This window comes from Helicobacter turcicus (assembly GCF_019711685.1).
GTDB lineage: Bacteria > Campylobacterota > Campylobacteria > Campylobacterales > Helicobacteraceae > Helicobacter_D > Helicobacter_D turcicus.
Genome location: NZ_JAIGYQ010000003.1, coordinates 42758 through 56491, shown reverse-complemented (window position 1 = coordinate 56491; position 13734 = coordinate 42758). Strand labels below are relative to the sequence as shown.

At 35.1% G+C, this 13734-nt stretch carries 16 protein-coding genes and 4 tRNA genes; 4 read left to right on the top strand and 16 right to left on the bottom strand.

Going from position 1 to position 13734, the window contains the following annotated elements:
• Positions 1-8: 8 nt before the first annotated feature.
• The 5 genes from tuf to K4G57_RS02975 form a co-directional block, all read right to left on the bottom strand.
• On the bottom strand, positions 9-1211 hold the full coding sequence (gene tuf, locus K4G57_RS02995) for an elongation factor Tu (protein WP_221531709.1): 1203 nt from the start codon (positions 1209-1211) through the stop codon (positions 9-11).
• A 150-nt stretch (positions 1212-1361) separates the two neighbouring features.
• Positions 1362-1436 (bottom strand) — tRNA-Thr (locus tag K4G57_RS02990).
• A gap of 91 nt (positions 1437-1527) precedes the next feature.
• Positions 1528-1604: transfer RNA gene (locus tag K4G57_RS02985), tRNA-Gly, on the bottom strand.
• 8 nt (positions 1605-1612) lie between these two features.
• Positions 1613-1697: transfer RNA gene (locus tag K4G57_RS02980), tRNA-Tyr, on the bottom strand.
• 54 nt (positions 1698-1751) lie between these two features.
• Positions 1752-1827 (bottom strand) — tRNA-Thr (locus tag K4G57_RS02975).
• A gap of 202 nt (positions 1828-2029) precedes the next feature.
• Between K4G57_RS02975 and K4G57_RS02970 the strand changes: the two genes are divergently transcribed.
• Genes K4G57_RS02970 through rny form a run of 4 tightly spaced genes read left to right on the top strand, consistent with a single transcriptional unit; the run spans position 2030 to position 6713 of the window.
• Complete coding sequence (locus K4G57_RS02970; RefSeq protein WP_221531708.1) at positions 2030-3988, top strand: TonB-dependent receptor; 1959 nt, start codon at positions 2030-2032, stop codon at positions 3986-3988.
• Positions 3988-4560 carry a hypothetical protein gene (locus K4G57_RS02965; protein ID WP_221531707.1) on the top strand — a complete coding sequence of 191 codons (573 nt, stop codon included), beginning with the start codon at positions 3988-3990 and terminating at the stop codon, positions 4558-4560. The genes K4G57_RS02970 and K4G57_RS02965 overlap by 1 nt, the downstream gene beginning before the upstream one ends.
• Positions 4553-5200, top strand: coding sequence for a 5-formyltetrahydrofolate cyclo-ligase (locus K4G57_RS02960; protein ID WP_236033186.1), 648 nt, complete (start codon positions 4553-4555; stop codon positions 5198-5200). The genes K4G57_RS02965 and K4G57_RS02960 overlap by 8 nt, the downstream gene beginning before the upstream one ends.
• Entirely contained in the window at positions 5142-6713 is a 1572-nt protein-coding gene (gene rny / locus K4G57_RS02955; RefSeq protein WP_221531705.1) for a ribonuclease Y, read from the top strand. The genes K4G57_RS02960 and rny overlap by 59 nt, the downstream gene beginning before the upstream one ends.
• 47 nt (positions 6714-6760) lie before the next feature.
• Here rny and K4G57_RS02950 read toward each other — a convergent pair whose 3' ends face one another.
• The 11 genes from K4G57_RS02950 to K4G57_RS02910 form a co-directional block, all read right to left on the bottom strand.
• Positions 6761-7525, bottom strand: a complete 765-nt coding sequence (locus K4G57_RS02950; protein WP_221561799.1) for a glycosyltransferase — start codon at positions 7523-7525, stop codon at positions 6761-6763.
• A 40-nt stretch (positions 7526-7565) separates the two neighbouring features.
• Positions 7566-8429 (bottom strand): hypothetical protein, encoded by an 864-nt coding sequence (locus tag K4G57_RS02945; protein WP_221561798.1) that lies wholly within the window; start codon positions 8427-8429, stop codon positions 7566-7568.
• Positions 8430-8438: 9 nt separating this feature from the next.
• On the bottom strand, positions 8439-9239 hold the full coding sequence (locus K4G57_RS02940; protein ID WP_221531703.1) for a class I SAM-dependent methyltransferase: 801 nt from the start codon (positions 9237-9239) through the stop codon (positions 8439-8441).
• Positions 9236-9739: a UDP-N-acetylglucosamine 2-epimerase gene (locus tag K4G57_RS09220; protein WP_346728169.1), complete on the bottom strand. Its 504-nt coding sequence runs from the start codon at positions 9737-9739 to the stop codon at positions 9236-9238. The genes K4G57_RS02940 and K4G57_RS09220 overlap by 4 nt, the downstream gene beginning before the upstream one ends.
• Positions 9740-9756: 17 nt before the next feature.
• Positions 9757-10365: a UDP-N-acetylglucosamine 2-epimerase gene (locus tag K4G57_RS09215; RefSeq protein WP_283249669.1), complete on the bottom strand. Its 609-nt coding sequence runs from the start codon at positions 10363-10365 to the stop codon at positions 9757-9759.
• A gap of 108 nt (positions 10366-10473) precedes the next feature.
• Entirely contained in the window at positions 10474-10992 is a 519-nt protein-coding gene (locus K4G57_RS09065; protein WP_236035813.1) for a class I SAM-dependent methyltransferase, read from the bottom strand.
• Positions 10952-11431 carry a class I SAM-dependent methyltransferase gene (locus K4G57_RS09060; protein ID WP_236035812.1) on the bottom strand — a complete coding sequence of 160 codons (480 nt, stop codon included), beginning with the start codon at positions 11429-11431 and terminating at the stop codon, positions 10952-10954. The genes K4G57_RS09065 and K4G57_RS09060 overlap by 41 nt, the downstream gene beginning before the upstream one ends.
• Positions 11421-12347 (bottom strand): glycosyltransferase, encoded by a 927-nt coding sequence (locus K4G57_RS02925; protein WP_221531700.1) that lies wholly within the window; start codon positions 12345-12347, stop codon positions 11421-11423. Before K4G57_RS02925 ends, K4G57_RS09060 begins: the two co-directional genes overlap by 11 nt.
• A gap of 314 nt (positions 12348-12661) precedes the next feature.
• A complete protein-coding gene (locus tag K4G57_RS02920) occupies positions 12662-13099 on the bottom strand; it encodes a hypothetical protein (RefSeq protein ID WP_221561797.1) in 438 nt (145 codons plus the stop codon).
• Positions 13072-13332: a hypothetical protein gene (locus K4G57_RS02915; RefSeq protein WP_221561796.1), complete on the bottom strand. Its 261-nt coding sequence runs from the start codon at positions 13330-13332 to the stop codon at positions 13072-13074. The genes K4G57_RS02920 and K4G57_RS02915 overlap by 28 nt, the downstream gene beginning before the upstream one ends.
• Positions 13298-13600: a glycosyltransferase family 2 protein gene (locus tag K4G57_RS02910; RefSeq protein ID WP_221531697.1), complete on the bottom strand. Its 303-nt coding sequence runs from the start codon at positions 13598-13600 to the stop codon at positions 13298-13300. The genes K4G57_RS02915 and K4G57_RS02910 overlap by 35 nt, the downstream gene beginning before the upstream one ends.
• Positions 13601-13734 lie beyond the last annotated feature (134 nt).

Here is a 13734-nt window from a genome sequence, read left to right as displayed (position 1 = left end):
TGGTAAACCTATTCAATAATCTTAGTAACAACGCCCGCACCAACAGTTCTACCACCCTCACGGATTGCAAAACGTGTTCCATCTTCAAGCGCAATTGGATTGATTAACTCAACTGTAATTTTAATATTATCACCCGGCATTACCATTTCTACGCCATCTGGCAATTGGATAGAACCTGTGATGTCTGTTGTTCTTACATAAAATTGCGGTCTGTAACCATTGAAGAATGGGGTATGTCTTCCGCCTTCGTCTTTTGAAAGGACATAAATTTCACCTTCAAATTTTTTGTGTGGAGTGATTGAGCCAGGCTTACATAAAACCATACCTCTTTCTACCTCTTCTTTCTTTGTTCCTCTTAGAAGAACACCAACATTATCCCCAGCTTCACCTTGATCAAGTTCTTTTCTAAACATCTCAACGCCAGTTACTGTTGTTTTTTGCGTATCACGGATACCTACGATTTCAATTTCATCACCAACTTTTACAATACCTCTCTCAATTCTTCCTGTAACAACCGTCCCGCGACCAGCAATTGAGAACACATCTTCAATTGGCATTAAGAAAGTTTTATCTGTTTCACGCACCGGTGTTGGAATATAGTCATCTACCGCATCCATAAGCTTCATAATTTTCTCACTCCACTCGCCTAGGTTACCAGCTTTTGCTTCTTCAAGAGCTTTAAGCGCAGAACCTGCGATAACTGGAGTATCATCGCCCGGGAATTCATAGCTTGATAACAATTCTCTAATTTCCATTTCTACAAGCTCTAGCAACTCCGGATCATCAACCATATCTTGTTTATTCATAAATACTACAATGTAGGGAACGCCAACTTGGCGAGATAGCAGAATATGCTCTCTTGTTTGCGGCATAGGACCATCTGCTGCAGAAACAACAAGAATCGCTCCGTCCATTTGTGCAGCACCTGTAATCATATTTTTAACATAGTCAGCGTGTCCTGGACAATCCACATGCGCATAATGCCTTTTTTCTGTTTCATACTCAATGTGGGAAGTAGCAATTGTAATACCACGTTCTTTTTCTTCTGGGGCATTATCAATGTTGTCGTAATCTTTTAACTCTGCTAGACCTTTTTGCGATAGAACAGCAGAAATTGCAGCACTCAGAGTTGTCTTGCCGTGGTCAACATGCCCGATTGTCCCAACATTTACATGAGGTTTGTTTCCTCTGTTGAATTTTTCCTTAGCCATAAGCCTCTCCTAATAATTTTAAGTTTAAAATAGCGGGTATTCTACACTATTTTTGCCAATTTTAAAATTAAGAATCGTACATTTTCTACAATTCCATCATACCTTTTGCACAAATTTACACACTTAAAAACTGCGCAACCTTTGAAAAACTGGAGCCCATAAGCGGGATTGAACCGCCGACCTCTTCCTTACCAAGGAAGTGCTCTGCCACTGAGCTATATGGGCATAAACCTTAAATGAAATCCAATAAAAATACATAAAATAAATAGTGTTCTGCTGATTAATTTAAAGAAAATTGTAGAATCAGCTCCCAGTATGGAGCGGGAAACGGGGCTCGAACCCGCGACCCTCAGCTTGGAAGGCTGATGCTCTAGCCAACTGAGCTACTCCCGCATGGCTTATGGTGGTGAGACGTGGATTCGAACCACGGAAGTCGGAGACAGCAGATTTACAGTCTGCCCTCGTTGGCCACTTGAGTATCTCACCCCAAAATTTATCAATAAAAACTGGTCAAACACTGAAAAAATTTAGTCAATTATATGGAGCTGGCAAAGGGACTCGAACCCCCGGCCTGCTGCTTACAAGGCAGCTGCTCTACCAACTGAGCTACGCCAGCACATTTTATAAAACTAAAAATGAGTTGGGATTCTACTATTTTTTACTTTTATTGTCAATACTTTTTTAAAAATTTGTTATAATTTTACCCTGTTGGTGTGAAGCTTACATGCATTATTTAAGGAATTCTAAAACTTTTTATTTATGAGATCCAAAATAAGTAAATGTGGCGACATCCGACAAAAACTAAGGAGTTTATCGCAATGAAAAAAACCACAAAAAATCTTTATCCAAAAGGATTTAGAAAGAAGTATTTTTCACTTGCAGCAATCTTGGCATTGAATGCTTCATTACTTGCACAAAGTCAAAATACTGCAATGCTTGAAAAATCTGATTCTGCAAACAAGAATCTAAAACTTTCTGTAATCCATGCCGAAGAGTTTGTGGAGAATGCGGATTTTAAAGAAGAGTTTGATGCACAGAGTATTGCTCTCTCCAATGCTCAAAATATCTACGACTTCTTAAATGCAAATTCTCTACTCACAATCCGCTCCAATTATGGCAACCCTTACACACAAAACATTGACTTGCGTGGCTTTGGGCAAAATGGGCATAAAAACCTTGCTATTATTGTAGATGGAATCCGACTTGACAATGTTGATTCTGCTCCCATTTCTCTTAGTGGCATTCCGCTAGATTCTATCCAAAAAATAGAAATTATCCGTGGAAAAGGCACGACAAAATACGGAAATGGCGCAGTAAGTGGAATCCTAAAAATCACAACAACCCGCAAAAGTGGTGGTGCTCTAGACCTAAGCTATGCAAGCTATGACACGTTAAATTCACAATTTTTTGCACGCACCGTGAGAGACACTTTGAACATTGGAGTGTATGGACAATACCAACACACACAAGGCGACCGCTACTTGAGCAATTTAAGCGATGAAAAAAGTGGCAGTTACAATAAAAATGGCGGAATCACAGCATTTCTTTACCCTAGCAATGATTTGCTTCTAAAAGCTAATCTAAACTACGCGAAATACGCAATCAAATACGCAAACCCTATCCCTAAAGAAACTTTTGAGAATAATCCAAAGCTTCCGGGCAATGGACACACGCACCAAAATCGCTGGGACTTAACTTATTCCACAGGTTTTACAAGCTTTAGTGATTCAGGAATCACAACAGATGTCAATATCGGCGGAAGTCGTAATACAAGCCGCTATATTAATTTTGATTCCAAATACGAGGGTAAAGGGCTTTTTGGAGATTTTAACGCGCAGTTTAAAAACGATTCCTTTATGGCGGAAATCGGCGGAGAATTACGCACAAATGAGCGTCAAAATTCCGGACAAAAAGCAGAAGTCAATACAATGCTTATCTATGGTAATGGCGAAAAATACTTGGGGGATTCTACCTTAAATGCTGGAATCTCAACACAACGTATTATCACAAAACAAAGTGGCACTTATAGTGAGCAAGACAATCTCTTAGGCGGTGAGCTAGGCTATCAATACGCATTAAATAGACAAATCTCACTTTATGCCTCTTATGCACGTAGTTTTAATGTGCCAAATGTGGATTGGATGCTCTATTATAATCCCATAAGTTTCACCCCTATTGCAAACCCATATATTGATGTGGCGACATTTGATACTTATCAAATTGGCGCAAAAGGAATCTTTGGAATCCATACAATTAATGGGAACGTATTTGTCATTCAAGGAAAAGATGAAGCCTTTTATGGATTTAACAAGCTTACAGGAGTAACCACAAACCAAAGCTTAGGCAAAACACAAAGGATTGGCGGAGAATTACAATTTACCACGCAATTTAGCACATCGTTTTATTCTAGCTTAAGCTATGCCTATGTAGATGCAGAAATTAGAAGCAATGAATACAGAGGCAAAGAGATTCCGGGCGTCTCTAAGCACACCTTTACTACTAGTTTAAACTACTTACCCCTTACAAATTTAAATCTAGGTGTGCATTATAAATTTGGCTCAAAAATGCATGATTACAATGACTTTGACAACACAAAAAATAAAGCCCCAAACTACCAAAGTCTCAATCTTAATGCAAGTTATACTTTTAAAAATTTTGAAGTGTATGCCTATGTGAATAACTTAACCAATCACAAAAATGCAATTGTCGTAAGCGGAGCATATTATCCCTATGAATTTGAGCGCACTTTTGGCGGTGGAGTGAAATACACTTGGTAATGCGCACTATTCATTTACGATTCTACCTTTGGTATAAGTTGCTAAACGCTTTGTTTTTGGGCTGCTCTTTGGGGAGTGTGTTTATTATCTACGCGCCCTTAAGTCCAAAAATCTACTCCATAGGTGGAATCGCACTTGCCATTGGTGCGTGGTTTTTAACATTTTTATATGCAAAAATCCTAAAAGAAAAGCCCTATAAAGTGATTCTCTTAGGCATTGAGCTGATTCCATTTTGCTATATTCTAACGTATTTACTTTTTCCAAATACTTTTTTTGGGGCACTTTTAGTGTATTGTCTCTATCAAATTACCTTTATTTTTGGAGATTATTTAGGGAGGGCTGAAACACTAATTTTTGCAAAAAATACGTTACTCTCAAGCCTTGATAAACGCAAACAAATTGGCTATTTACTAGGGCTTGGAATCGCTTTTGTATTCTATACGTTACTAGAATCCAAAAACATCACACAAAAAGAATCGCAAATTTATCTCTTACACTTTTTGTTATTTTTGTTACAATGTGGCGTGTTTTTCACACTATTTTACGCTTTTACAAAGAGAAAAAATGTCTAATTTAAAGTCAAATTATCGTAAAGTTTTCAAAGATAATCTCACAAAAATTTCTCAAAAAAACAATACAATATGGCTAGATTATAGAATCCAAAGTTTCCTAAAAATACATCTTAAACACTTGCTCTCCAAACACAAAGGCAAACGTCCCATTACTATTTTATTTTACTATCCTTTGCCTATTGAATTTGACATAAGAAAGCTTTTACACTTTTACAAATTACAAAAAAAGATACAAATTTTTTTACCTTTTATGCAGGGTATCAGTTTTAAAATTGTAAAATATAGACTTCCAATACAAAAAAGGGCTTTTGGGGTTTTTGAATCCTCTAATTCATCTTTTAAAATTTCAAGATTGGATTATGCAATTGTCCCTGTAATTGGAATAGATAAAACATTTAGACGCATAGGGTTTGGCAAAGGGATGTATGATAGATTTTTTAGCACTCTAAAGACAAAACCGCAAACAATTTTTATATGTCGTGCATTAAATCTCACGCAATGCGTTATCACACAATCTTATGATTTACAAGCAAATACTTTTATTACTCCTTTTGCCTGCTTAAGATTTAAGGATATGAATAATGGTAATATGGGTTCTCACAAGTTCTATTCTCTCCGCTCTAGTCGCGGGTGGAGGTAGTTATCTCATTTCACGCAAACTCTCACACGCAAAATTAGAAGTCCAAATTGAACAAGCTAACGCAAAAGCAAAAGCAATAGAATACGAAGCAGAAAAATTACTACAAGAATCAAAAATGAAAGCAAAAGATATTGAGCTAGAAGCAAAGCTCCGCTCTGATAGAGAAAGCAATAGAATCCTAAAAGAACATGAGGCAAATTTACTGCTTTTTGAAAAAGAAAAACTTGCACAATCCCAAAAATTAGAAAAAGAAGCTTGCAAGATTGAACATGAAAAGCACTTATTACACAAAGATCGCAACGCGCTTTTTAAAGAGCAAGAATCACTAAAAAAACTAAAAACAGCCTACAACACAAAACTTGAAGAACTTACACAAAATCTCTCCAAAGTGGCAAATCTCACAAAAAGTGAAGCTAAGCAAATGTTTTTAGAACGTATTAAAGAAGAATCCAAATTAGAAGCTGCAAAGCTTATAAGAGAACAAGAAACACAAGCAAAGGAAACCGCTAAGGGAAGGGCAAATTACATTCTGGCAATGGCAACTTCACGTTTTGCAGGAGAGTTTGCAGCAGAACGTCTTATCCAAAGCATTGCCCTGCCAAGCGATGATTTAAAGGCGCGTATCATCGGAAAAGAAGGACGTAATATCAAAACTCTAGAAATGATTTGTGGCGTGGATATTATCATTGATGATACGCCAAATGTTATTATTGTAAGCTCTCATAATCTTTATCGTCGCGCAATTGCAGTAGAAACAATTAATCGTTTGCTTGAAGATGGCAGAGTCCAACCTGCACGTATTGAAGAGATTTACCAACGTTGTTTTAATGAATTTGAAGAAAATATTTATAAAGAGGGCGAACGCGTGGTGTTAGATTTAGGGATTAGTGGAATCCATCCGGAGGTAAAAAAACTCATCGGGAGGCTTCGCTATCGTGCAAGCTATGGGCAAAATGCACTTGCACACTCCATAGAAGTTGCAAACCTAGCAGGAATCATTGCAGCGGAGCTTGGAGGGGATTGCCTACTTGCTACAAGGGCTGGATTATTGCATGACATTGGCAAATCACGTACACACGACTTTAAAGGCACACATGTAGAGCTTGGCGCAGAAATTGCAAGACGTTACAATGAACCTGCGGAAGTTTTAAATGCGATTCTATCCCACCATGGCGATGAAGAGATTAAAAGCATTGAAGCAGCTGCGGTTTGCGCAGCCGATGCACTCTCAGCAGCACGACCGGGAGCAAGACGAGAAGTGCTAGAGAACTACCTAAGACGCGTTAGTGAAATGGAAAAAATCGCCACTTCTAAAATGGGTGTTTTACACGCTTATGCTATAAATTCTGGGCGAGAAGTGCGTGTGATTGTAAAATCAGAGGATATTAGCGACGATGAAGCCTACCTCTTAGCAAGAGAGATTGCAAAAGATATAGAATCTAGTTTGCAATATCCCGGCGAAGTCAAAGTTAGCGTTATCCGCGAAACTAGAGCATGCGCTGTGGCGGAGTGATTATCTGATTCTAAAAAATCTAAGAATATAAACTAAAAATTTTAGCTTTAGCGACTTTGTTTTGTTCTCTTAATTTTAAATCTTATCCCAAAAATCCGAATGATTTTACATTTTTTATCATTAGAATTCTTTATGGAAAAAATCCCTTGCAGCAAAAAACGTAATAAAAGGCGCAATTGTAGCTTCTGTCCCTTTCTTATATCTCTTAGCATCTTAGCGCAGGCTTTAGGATCTTCTTGTTTAATGGGAACAAATCCGTCTTTTAGAATTTCTTGCATAAAAGAGTTCATTTTCTCTAAATTTTTAGGATTCATTGATATTCCATTACTATCTGTTCCAAACTCCATTGCATATTGTCTAGACGAACCCCACAATTGATGATCATTCTTAGGGTGCGGAGGCACAAAAGTATTGATACCTTTTTGTTTTAACTTGTAAGATAACGTAATATCCTCACCAACTATTTTAAAAGCCTGATATTTCTCGGTATTTAAAAATAAATCATCAATCCAATCTTTTTTCAAAAACCAGCTATGACCGACGAAATCCACCCTTGCTGTATAATCTAAATTTCCATCCCATCCTACTCTAAAGAACTCACCACCATAAGGATAGCCTTTAGGTTCTGTTAAAACGATTCCTGCAGTGCCATAGAGTCCTTCCTCTTTGTGCATTTGTGTTAAGCAATTCTCTAGCCACCTAGGACCCGGAATCGCATCGTCATCAAAAATACAAACATATTTTGATTTTGCATTTTTTCTTGCGAAATTAAATCTCTCCCATACTCCATAGTTTTTATCACAAATTTGCACAGCATCAAAATTCTCTAAAAATTCTTTATCAAAAACAATTTTATAATCCCCCCCCCCCTATTCCATCTTGGAATAATAATATTTCCTTTGGTTTAACGCTCTGATTTCTTATAGCCTCTAATTGGATTCTTAAGCTTTGTGGTTTTTTATATGCTGTTAAAATCACACTAACATCAAAATGAGTTATTTTAGGGTCATACATGGCACAAATCCTTTTAGCATAATCACTTGTTGCATCCATATAAGGTCTAGTATGATATATATATATATATATATCAATAGCAGAACCAAAATCTATATAGCAATTATTTGGGTTATTTTTATACAAATCCACAATAATAGGCTCACTCATAGGACCTGCTGCAACAACATATAATAAATCATTTCTATGCCCAAAATCCTTTTTGATTTGTTCTAGCATTTTTTGTGCGTCATTTTCCCAAAAAGCAATACAATCATCACCTACTTCATAATGCTTTAAAATATTCAAATCTCCTATTTTACGATTTTTTGCCCTGTGATTTGCAATAAGTATTGCATCTGTGTGCAAAGTTGAAAACTTCTCTTTAAACTTCTTGTAATTTGCATTTACAAAAAAATTAGCAAATGTAATGTTTTTATTTTTTATCCTTGTTGAATACCAATAATATGAGCTAGGATCACAACAAGGACAAGAAATCCCATAAAAAACTTTTTCATCCTCTAAAATTAACGTAGAGAGTAAAGCCTCCCCAAGCTTAGAAACATAAGAGGGGGATTGCCATCCTTCTTGTGCTATAAACTTTTTTCCGCACATAATTCCCCGCTCACCATCACCATATCGCAATAAAACGAAATTTTCCTTATTTTCAATTTTATTCCAAATCTTATCAAACTCTTTATCTAGAAATATTTCATGTTCCATTCTAATCTCCTATGCCTTTTGCGCAGTAATCACATAATCGTAATTTGGTCTAAAGACTTCAATTTTAAGATTTTTATATTTTCCGCAATATCTAAAAAATTCTTTTATCATATCAGGGACTAAAAACAATGTATGCGTTGGCTCTTCCCTGCTTGCGGGTTCGTCTGAAAAACCATCTGGCACAAAAAGAATAAGATAACCATTTGGTTTTAGTAGCTTTGCTGCATTATCCAAAGACTTTATTGGCTCAAAAACATGCTCATAGGAATGTGAGCCCATAACAAAATCAAATGTATTTAACCTATCTTGCATTGCTGGTATTTCCAATAAACTCTCCCATGAACCTTGATGAATATTTTTAGTAGGGTAATTATCTATTTCAAAAATCCTGCCATTAAAGTCTATCACCCCCCCCCCACCATACATAACGTTATCTTGAAAATTGTAGTCAATCCCTACCCAATTGCTATATTTTTTATCAGAAATTATCGGAAATTTGCCCGGACCAACTTCTGCTATGTGTGAAGCATAAGAAAAATTAGGAATCGTTTTTTTAATATATTCAAACATGAAAGGTTGAGGATCTGCACCCTCTTTGAAGTAATACATTCCAAGCTTTCTCTCTTTATAAAGCCTTTTTTTATATTCTTTGCATTTTTCAATATCTAATTTGGTTTGCATAGAGCAATCATACAATGTTCTAAATCCTTGATAATTTAAAAAGAAATCTAATACTAAATCGTATTCTTCTTTTGAAAAAATAAAAATTTTTTTGTATTTTCGTAATAATTTTTTGAACAATTTTTTCATTTTCTCCCCTTAAAATTTTTAATAATAGAATGTATCTTAAGTGCCGCATATCCATCCCCATAAGGATTCCTACTGCTATCAAGTCGTGTTTTATCTTTATCTAAGCGCAAAATCTTGTGTGCCTCTTTTAAGATTCTATCCGGTTCTGTTCCAACTAATTTAGCAAATCCTGCTTCAATGCCTTCTGTTCGCTCAGTTTCATAGCGCATAACCAATACAGGATTTCCAAAAGCAGGGGCTTCTTCTTGAATGCCACCAGAATCTGTCAATATCAATTTTGCGCATTTTATTAAACAAATTGTCTCTGGATAATCCAATGGGCTAGTCAAAATAACATTTGATAACCCTTTTAAATAATCAAAAACTTTACTTTGCACATTTGGATTTGGATGCACGGGAAAAACAAATTGATGGTCTAAAAATTCTTGTGCTAATTTTTTAACGCTTAAGAGGATACTTTGTAATCTCTCCCCGAAATTTTCTCTGCGGTGTGTTGTGATGAAGACTAGCTTATTATTTAAACGTATTCCAAGTAAATTGAGTGTTTTTTGCCCCCCCCCCCCCGCTCTAATACACTCTTAGATAGCTGTCTTAGAGCATCAATACTTGTATTTCCTGTTATATAGATTTTATCTTTAGCGATATTCTCTTTTACTAAAGCCTCATAAGCCTTTTGTGTTGGGACAAAGTGCAAATCTACAATGCGCGCAACCATTTGTCTTATAGCTTCTTCTGGAAAAGGCTCAAAATTATCATAGCTTCTTAATCCAGCCTCAACATGAAAAATCGGAATCTTGTTATAAAAACTGACCAAAGCACCACAAAATACAGACATTGTATCACCTTGTATAATCGTAGCATCAATAGAATTGCTTTGGTAAATCCCCCATAAGGAATCTAAAATTCGCGCCTGCACACCTGCTAAAGTTTGATTTGGATGCATAACACCCAAGCTAAAATCGGCACAAATTCCAAAATACCCCAATGTTTGCCTTGATAGCTCTTTTTGTTGTTCTGTATTGCAAACCAAAACTTTAAATTCAGAATTATTGCGCAATTCTAAAATTACAGGAGCTAGCTTTATAGCTTCAGGTCTAGTGCCTAAAACAACAAGAATGGTTTTCATTGGATTTGCTACCTTAAGAGATCTAAATCTCTCTAAATATATTTCAAGATTTTAAAAGCCGACATCTTAGCATATTTTCTATAATTTTGACAAAAGGAGTGGCGGAATTTAGAACTTCTTTTTATATACCGCAACAACAGTATGTCCATAGTCATTTGGAACTTTGACATTTATGAATTTTGCCCATCTTTTGTTAAAGCTATGCATTAAACGACGAATACATTTGATTTTCATGATTCCTTCATATTTCTCATCTCTTAAAACTAATTTGTCATTTTTAATAAATTCCCGTGCTTCAAAAATCATTCTCTGCCAATTAGTTTTCGTAAGATTGGAAGGTTCATGCCAAATTTCTACGAATTCTAGCTGGAAAATTTCTGCAATTTTATGTAGAGCCTTATCTGTGTATCTAGAAACATGATGTGGCGGACAATTTAAAATTTCATTTGAAACATAACGCATAAAGCCCTCTTCACTTGGGACAGCGACAAAAAGAAGTCCACCTTTCTTAAGACATTTAATTTGAGCGTTTAAAAAACTATAAGGATTGCTCACATGTTCTAAAACTTGAAAGCTACAAACCCTATCAAATTGCCCCCCCCCCACTCTCTGCATAGTCTTCAACAAAGGCTTGTTTGATAGAGATGCCTCTTGATTGTGCCTGTTTAATTGCGTCTGTGCTAAATTCTAATCCTACATAATTTTTCTTAGCACCATTTGGTAGATATTCACAAAATGCTGCTTTTCCACAACCAACTTCTAATACTTTAGAATCCTCATTTATAAAAGTTTTTACATACTCATACTCTGATTTTTCTAAAGAATAATACCAATCTAGCTTATTTAAAACATTATAAAAAGCTTCATCTCCACCGGGAAAACTTCCATCTAAATTTGTAAAAAACCTTAAATCACATTCTTCACAAGAATAATAATATAAATCATCAGGCATGAATCTATCAATATCAATGCTAAATCGCTCTAAATAAAGATTCTTTATAATTTGTTTAGACACTTTTTCTAAAAGATTACTCTTCCCACCACACAAAATACATTTAGTCTGCATTCTTTTTCTCCTTTTTTATTTTAGCAAACAACTCTATCCATTGTTGCATTATTATTTCTTTGCTAAATTTTTCTTTTGTAATCCTTTTAGATTCTCTCCCCATAGCTTCTCTTAAATTTCTATCTTGCATTAAAAATTTTAATTTTTCTGCAAATTCCCAACAAGCATTATCCTCAATCAAAAATCCGTTTCTTTTATCCTCTATGACGTCTCTAGGTCCTGTTTTAACATCAAAAGCCACACAAGGAAGCCCAAAAGAACTTGCTTCTAATAATACCATAGGCAAACCCTCAAAAAGACTACTCATTACATAAATACTCGCGTTTAAATATTCTTTTTCTATTTCTTTGGTAAATGGCTTTAAAACAACAGAATTACAAAGCCCTAAAGCCTCTATTTTTGCTTCAATTTGTGGCTTTAAGTGTCCATCTCCGACAATATGCAGTTTCCACTCTTTAAGAGCATCCTCTTGCATTACAAAACTCCAAATATCAATAAGGCGGGAGAAACATTTTTGCTCCTCTAATCTACCAACACCAAGCACAATCTTTTGCGAATATTCCGCATGAGTTTTTGGAATCTCTGGCAAAAAATTTGGAATCACATAAAAATTACTTTTGGGATATTCCTCTTGAAATCTATTGATTTCTTGAGAGGTTAATAGGATAATATTTTGAAAATTCCCCAATTTTATATCCCAATTTTTATAGATATCAAAACAATTATGCACCACTTTCATGCTTCCCATTTTATCTTTTGTAATTTTGTCTAATATATCTGTCGGCGCATTATGAATTATAAAATCTGGCTTAAATGAGGCAACAAGCTTTTTGAAATCATTAATTTTTTTCCATTTTATAAATGCGTTTATGGGTTGGATAAAAATACGCAAGATTTCACGAAAAATTTTTTCCATACTGCTTTTAGGTTTTCTAAGGCTGATAAAGTTGTAACCAAAACTAAAATAACATTTGATATTTTCATGGTAGCTATATGGCAAATCGCCCTTTTTTCCCTTCTTGCTAGGATATATGCTATAAACACAGACTTCACAATCTCTTTGTATAAATGCGTTAGCAAGATTTGCAACTACGCGTTCTGCCCCCCCCCCCGACTCATGTCTTCAAGAGTTAATAATATTTTCATTGTATTCCTTTTTTTGATTCTCTTGCATTACCAAACCTCTTTATTTACATTACAAACCAAATTTCACTCTAATCTTGCGCCTTATTACATAAAGCCTACGATAGATTGCATAAATAAACTTATCCCAAATATACAAATACCCCCCCCCCTCTCTCTTATATGATAATTTAAGATGCCATATTCGTGTTTTGCTTGTGAAACAAAAACCTTTGCCAATCTTTTATCGCAAGTGTTATGTGCAATGAAATTCTGCATAATTTTTATAACCTTAAGAAAATCATTTGCATTGCGTTTAAGATTTTCTAAAGACTTGCATCGTGAAATAGATTCTGCATTGTAACGATAATAATACAAAATCTCTGACAAGAAACAAAAAGTCTTGCAATGATTAAAAATCGCAAAGCTTACCAATACATCTTCTGCATAGTTAATTTTTTCTTTTGTATTCGCAACACCAAGACACTCCAAACTTAAATCATAAATCTCTTTTTTAATTAATCTACCAAAAATATTCCAATGCATATTTTTAAGCCCATAATACCATTTTGAAAAATACTTAAAGCCTGAAAGCTTTGATATCCATAAGCAATAAAGGGCTTACTTTTTTCTACCCCCCCCCCTCTCTCTCTCCAAGAATAAGATCCAAAACTCACAAGATCGTAATAGCCTTCTTTAGAGGCACAATAAGCAATTTCACACGCATTTAGTTCCAAAAAATCATCAGAATCCAAAAACATAATAATCCGCTTTTGCAACTTTAGCCCCCTCAAAGCGCGCTAACATTAACTTTTGATTTTCTACATTTTTGATGATTTTAATCCTAGAATCCTTATTTGCATATTCTTGTGCTATCTCTATGCTTCTATCACTTCCACAATCATCTACTACGATAATTTCAATTTCTTGTAAAGTTTGATTAATGCAAGATTCTAAAGCTTCTGCAATGTATTTTTCTGTGTTATAAACAGGAATAATGATAGAAACCTTCACATCACCTACTTGCACATCACCCACTTGCTCCACACAGCACTCCTTTAAAAAAGCCAACATTTTAGCATAATTTTATAATTTATCTTTTTTTACAAATATAGCTTCACTTAGTTTGCGAAATTATAGTATATATTTGCAAAAACAAATTACCACAATATTTTTAAATC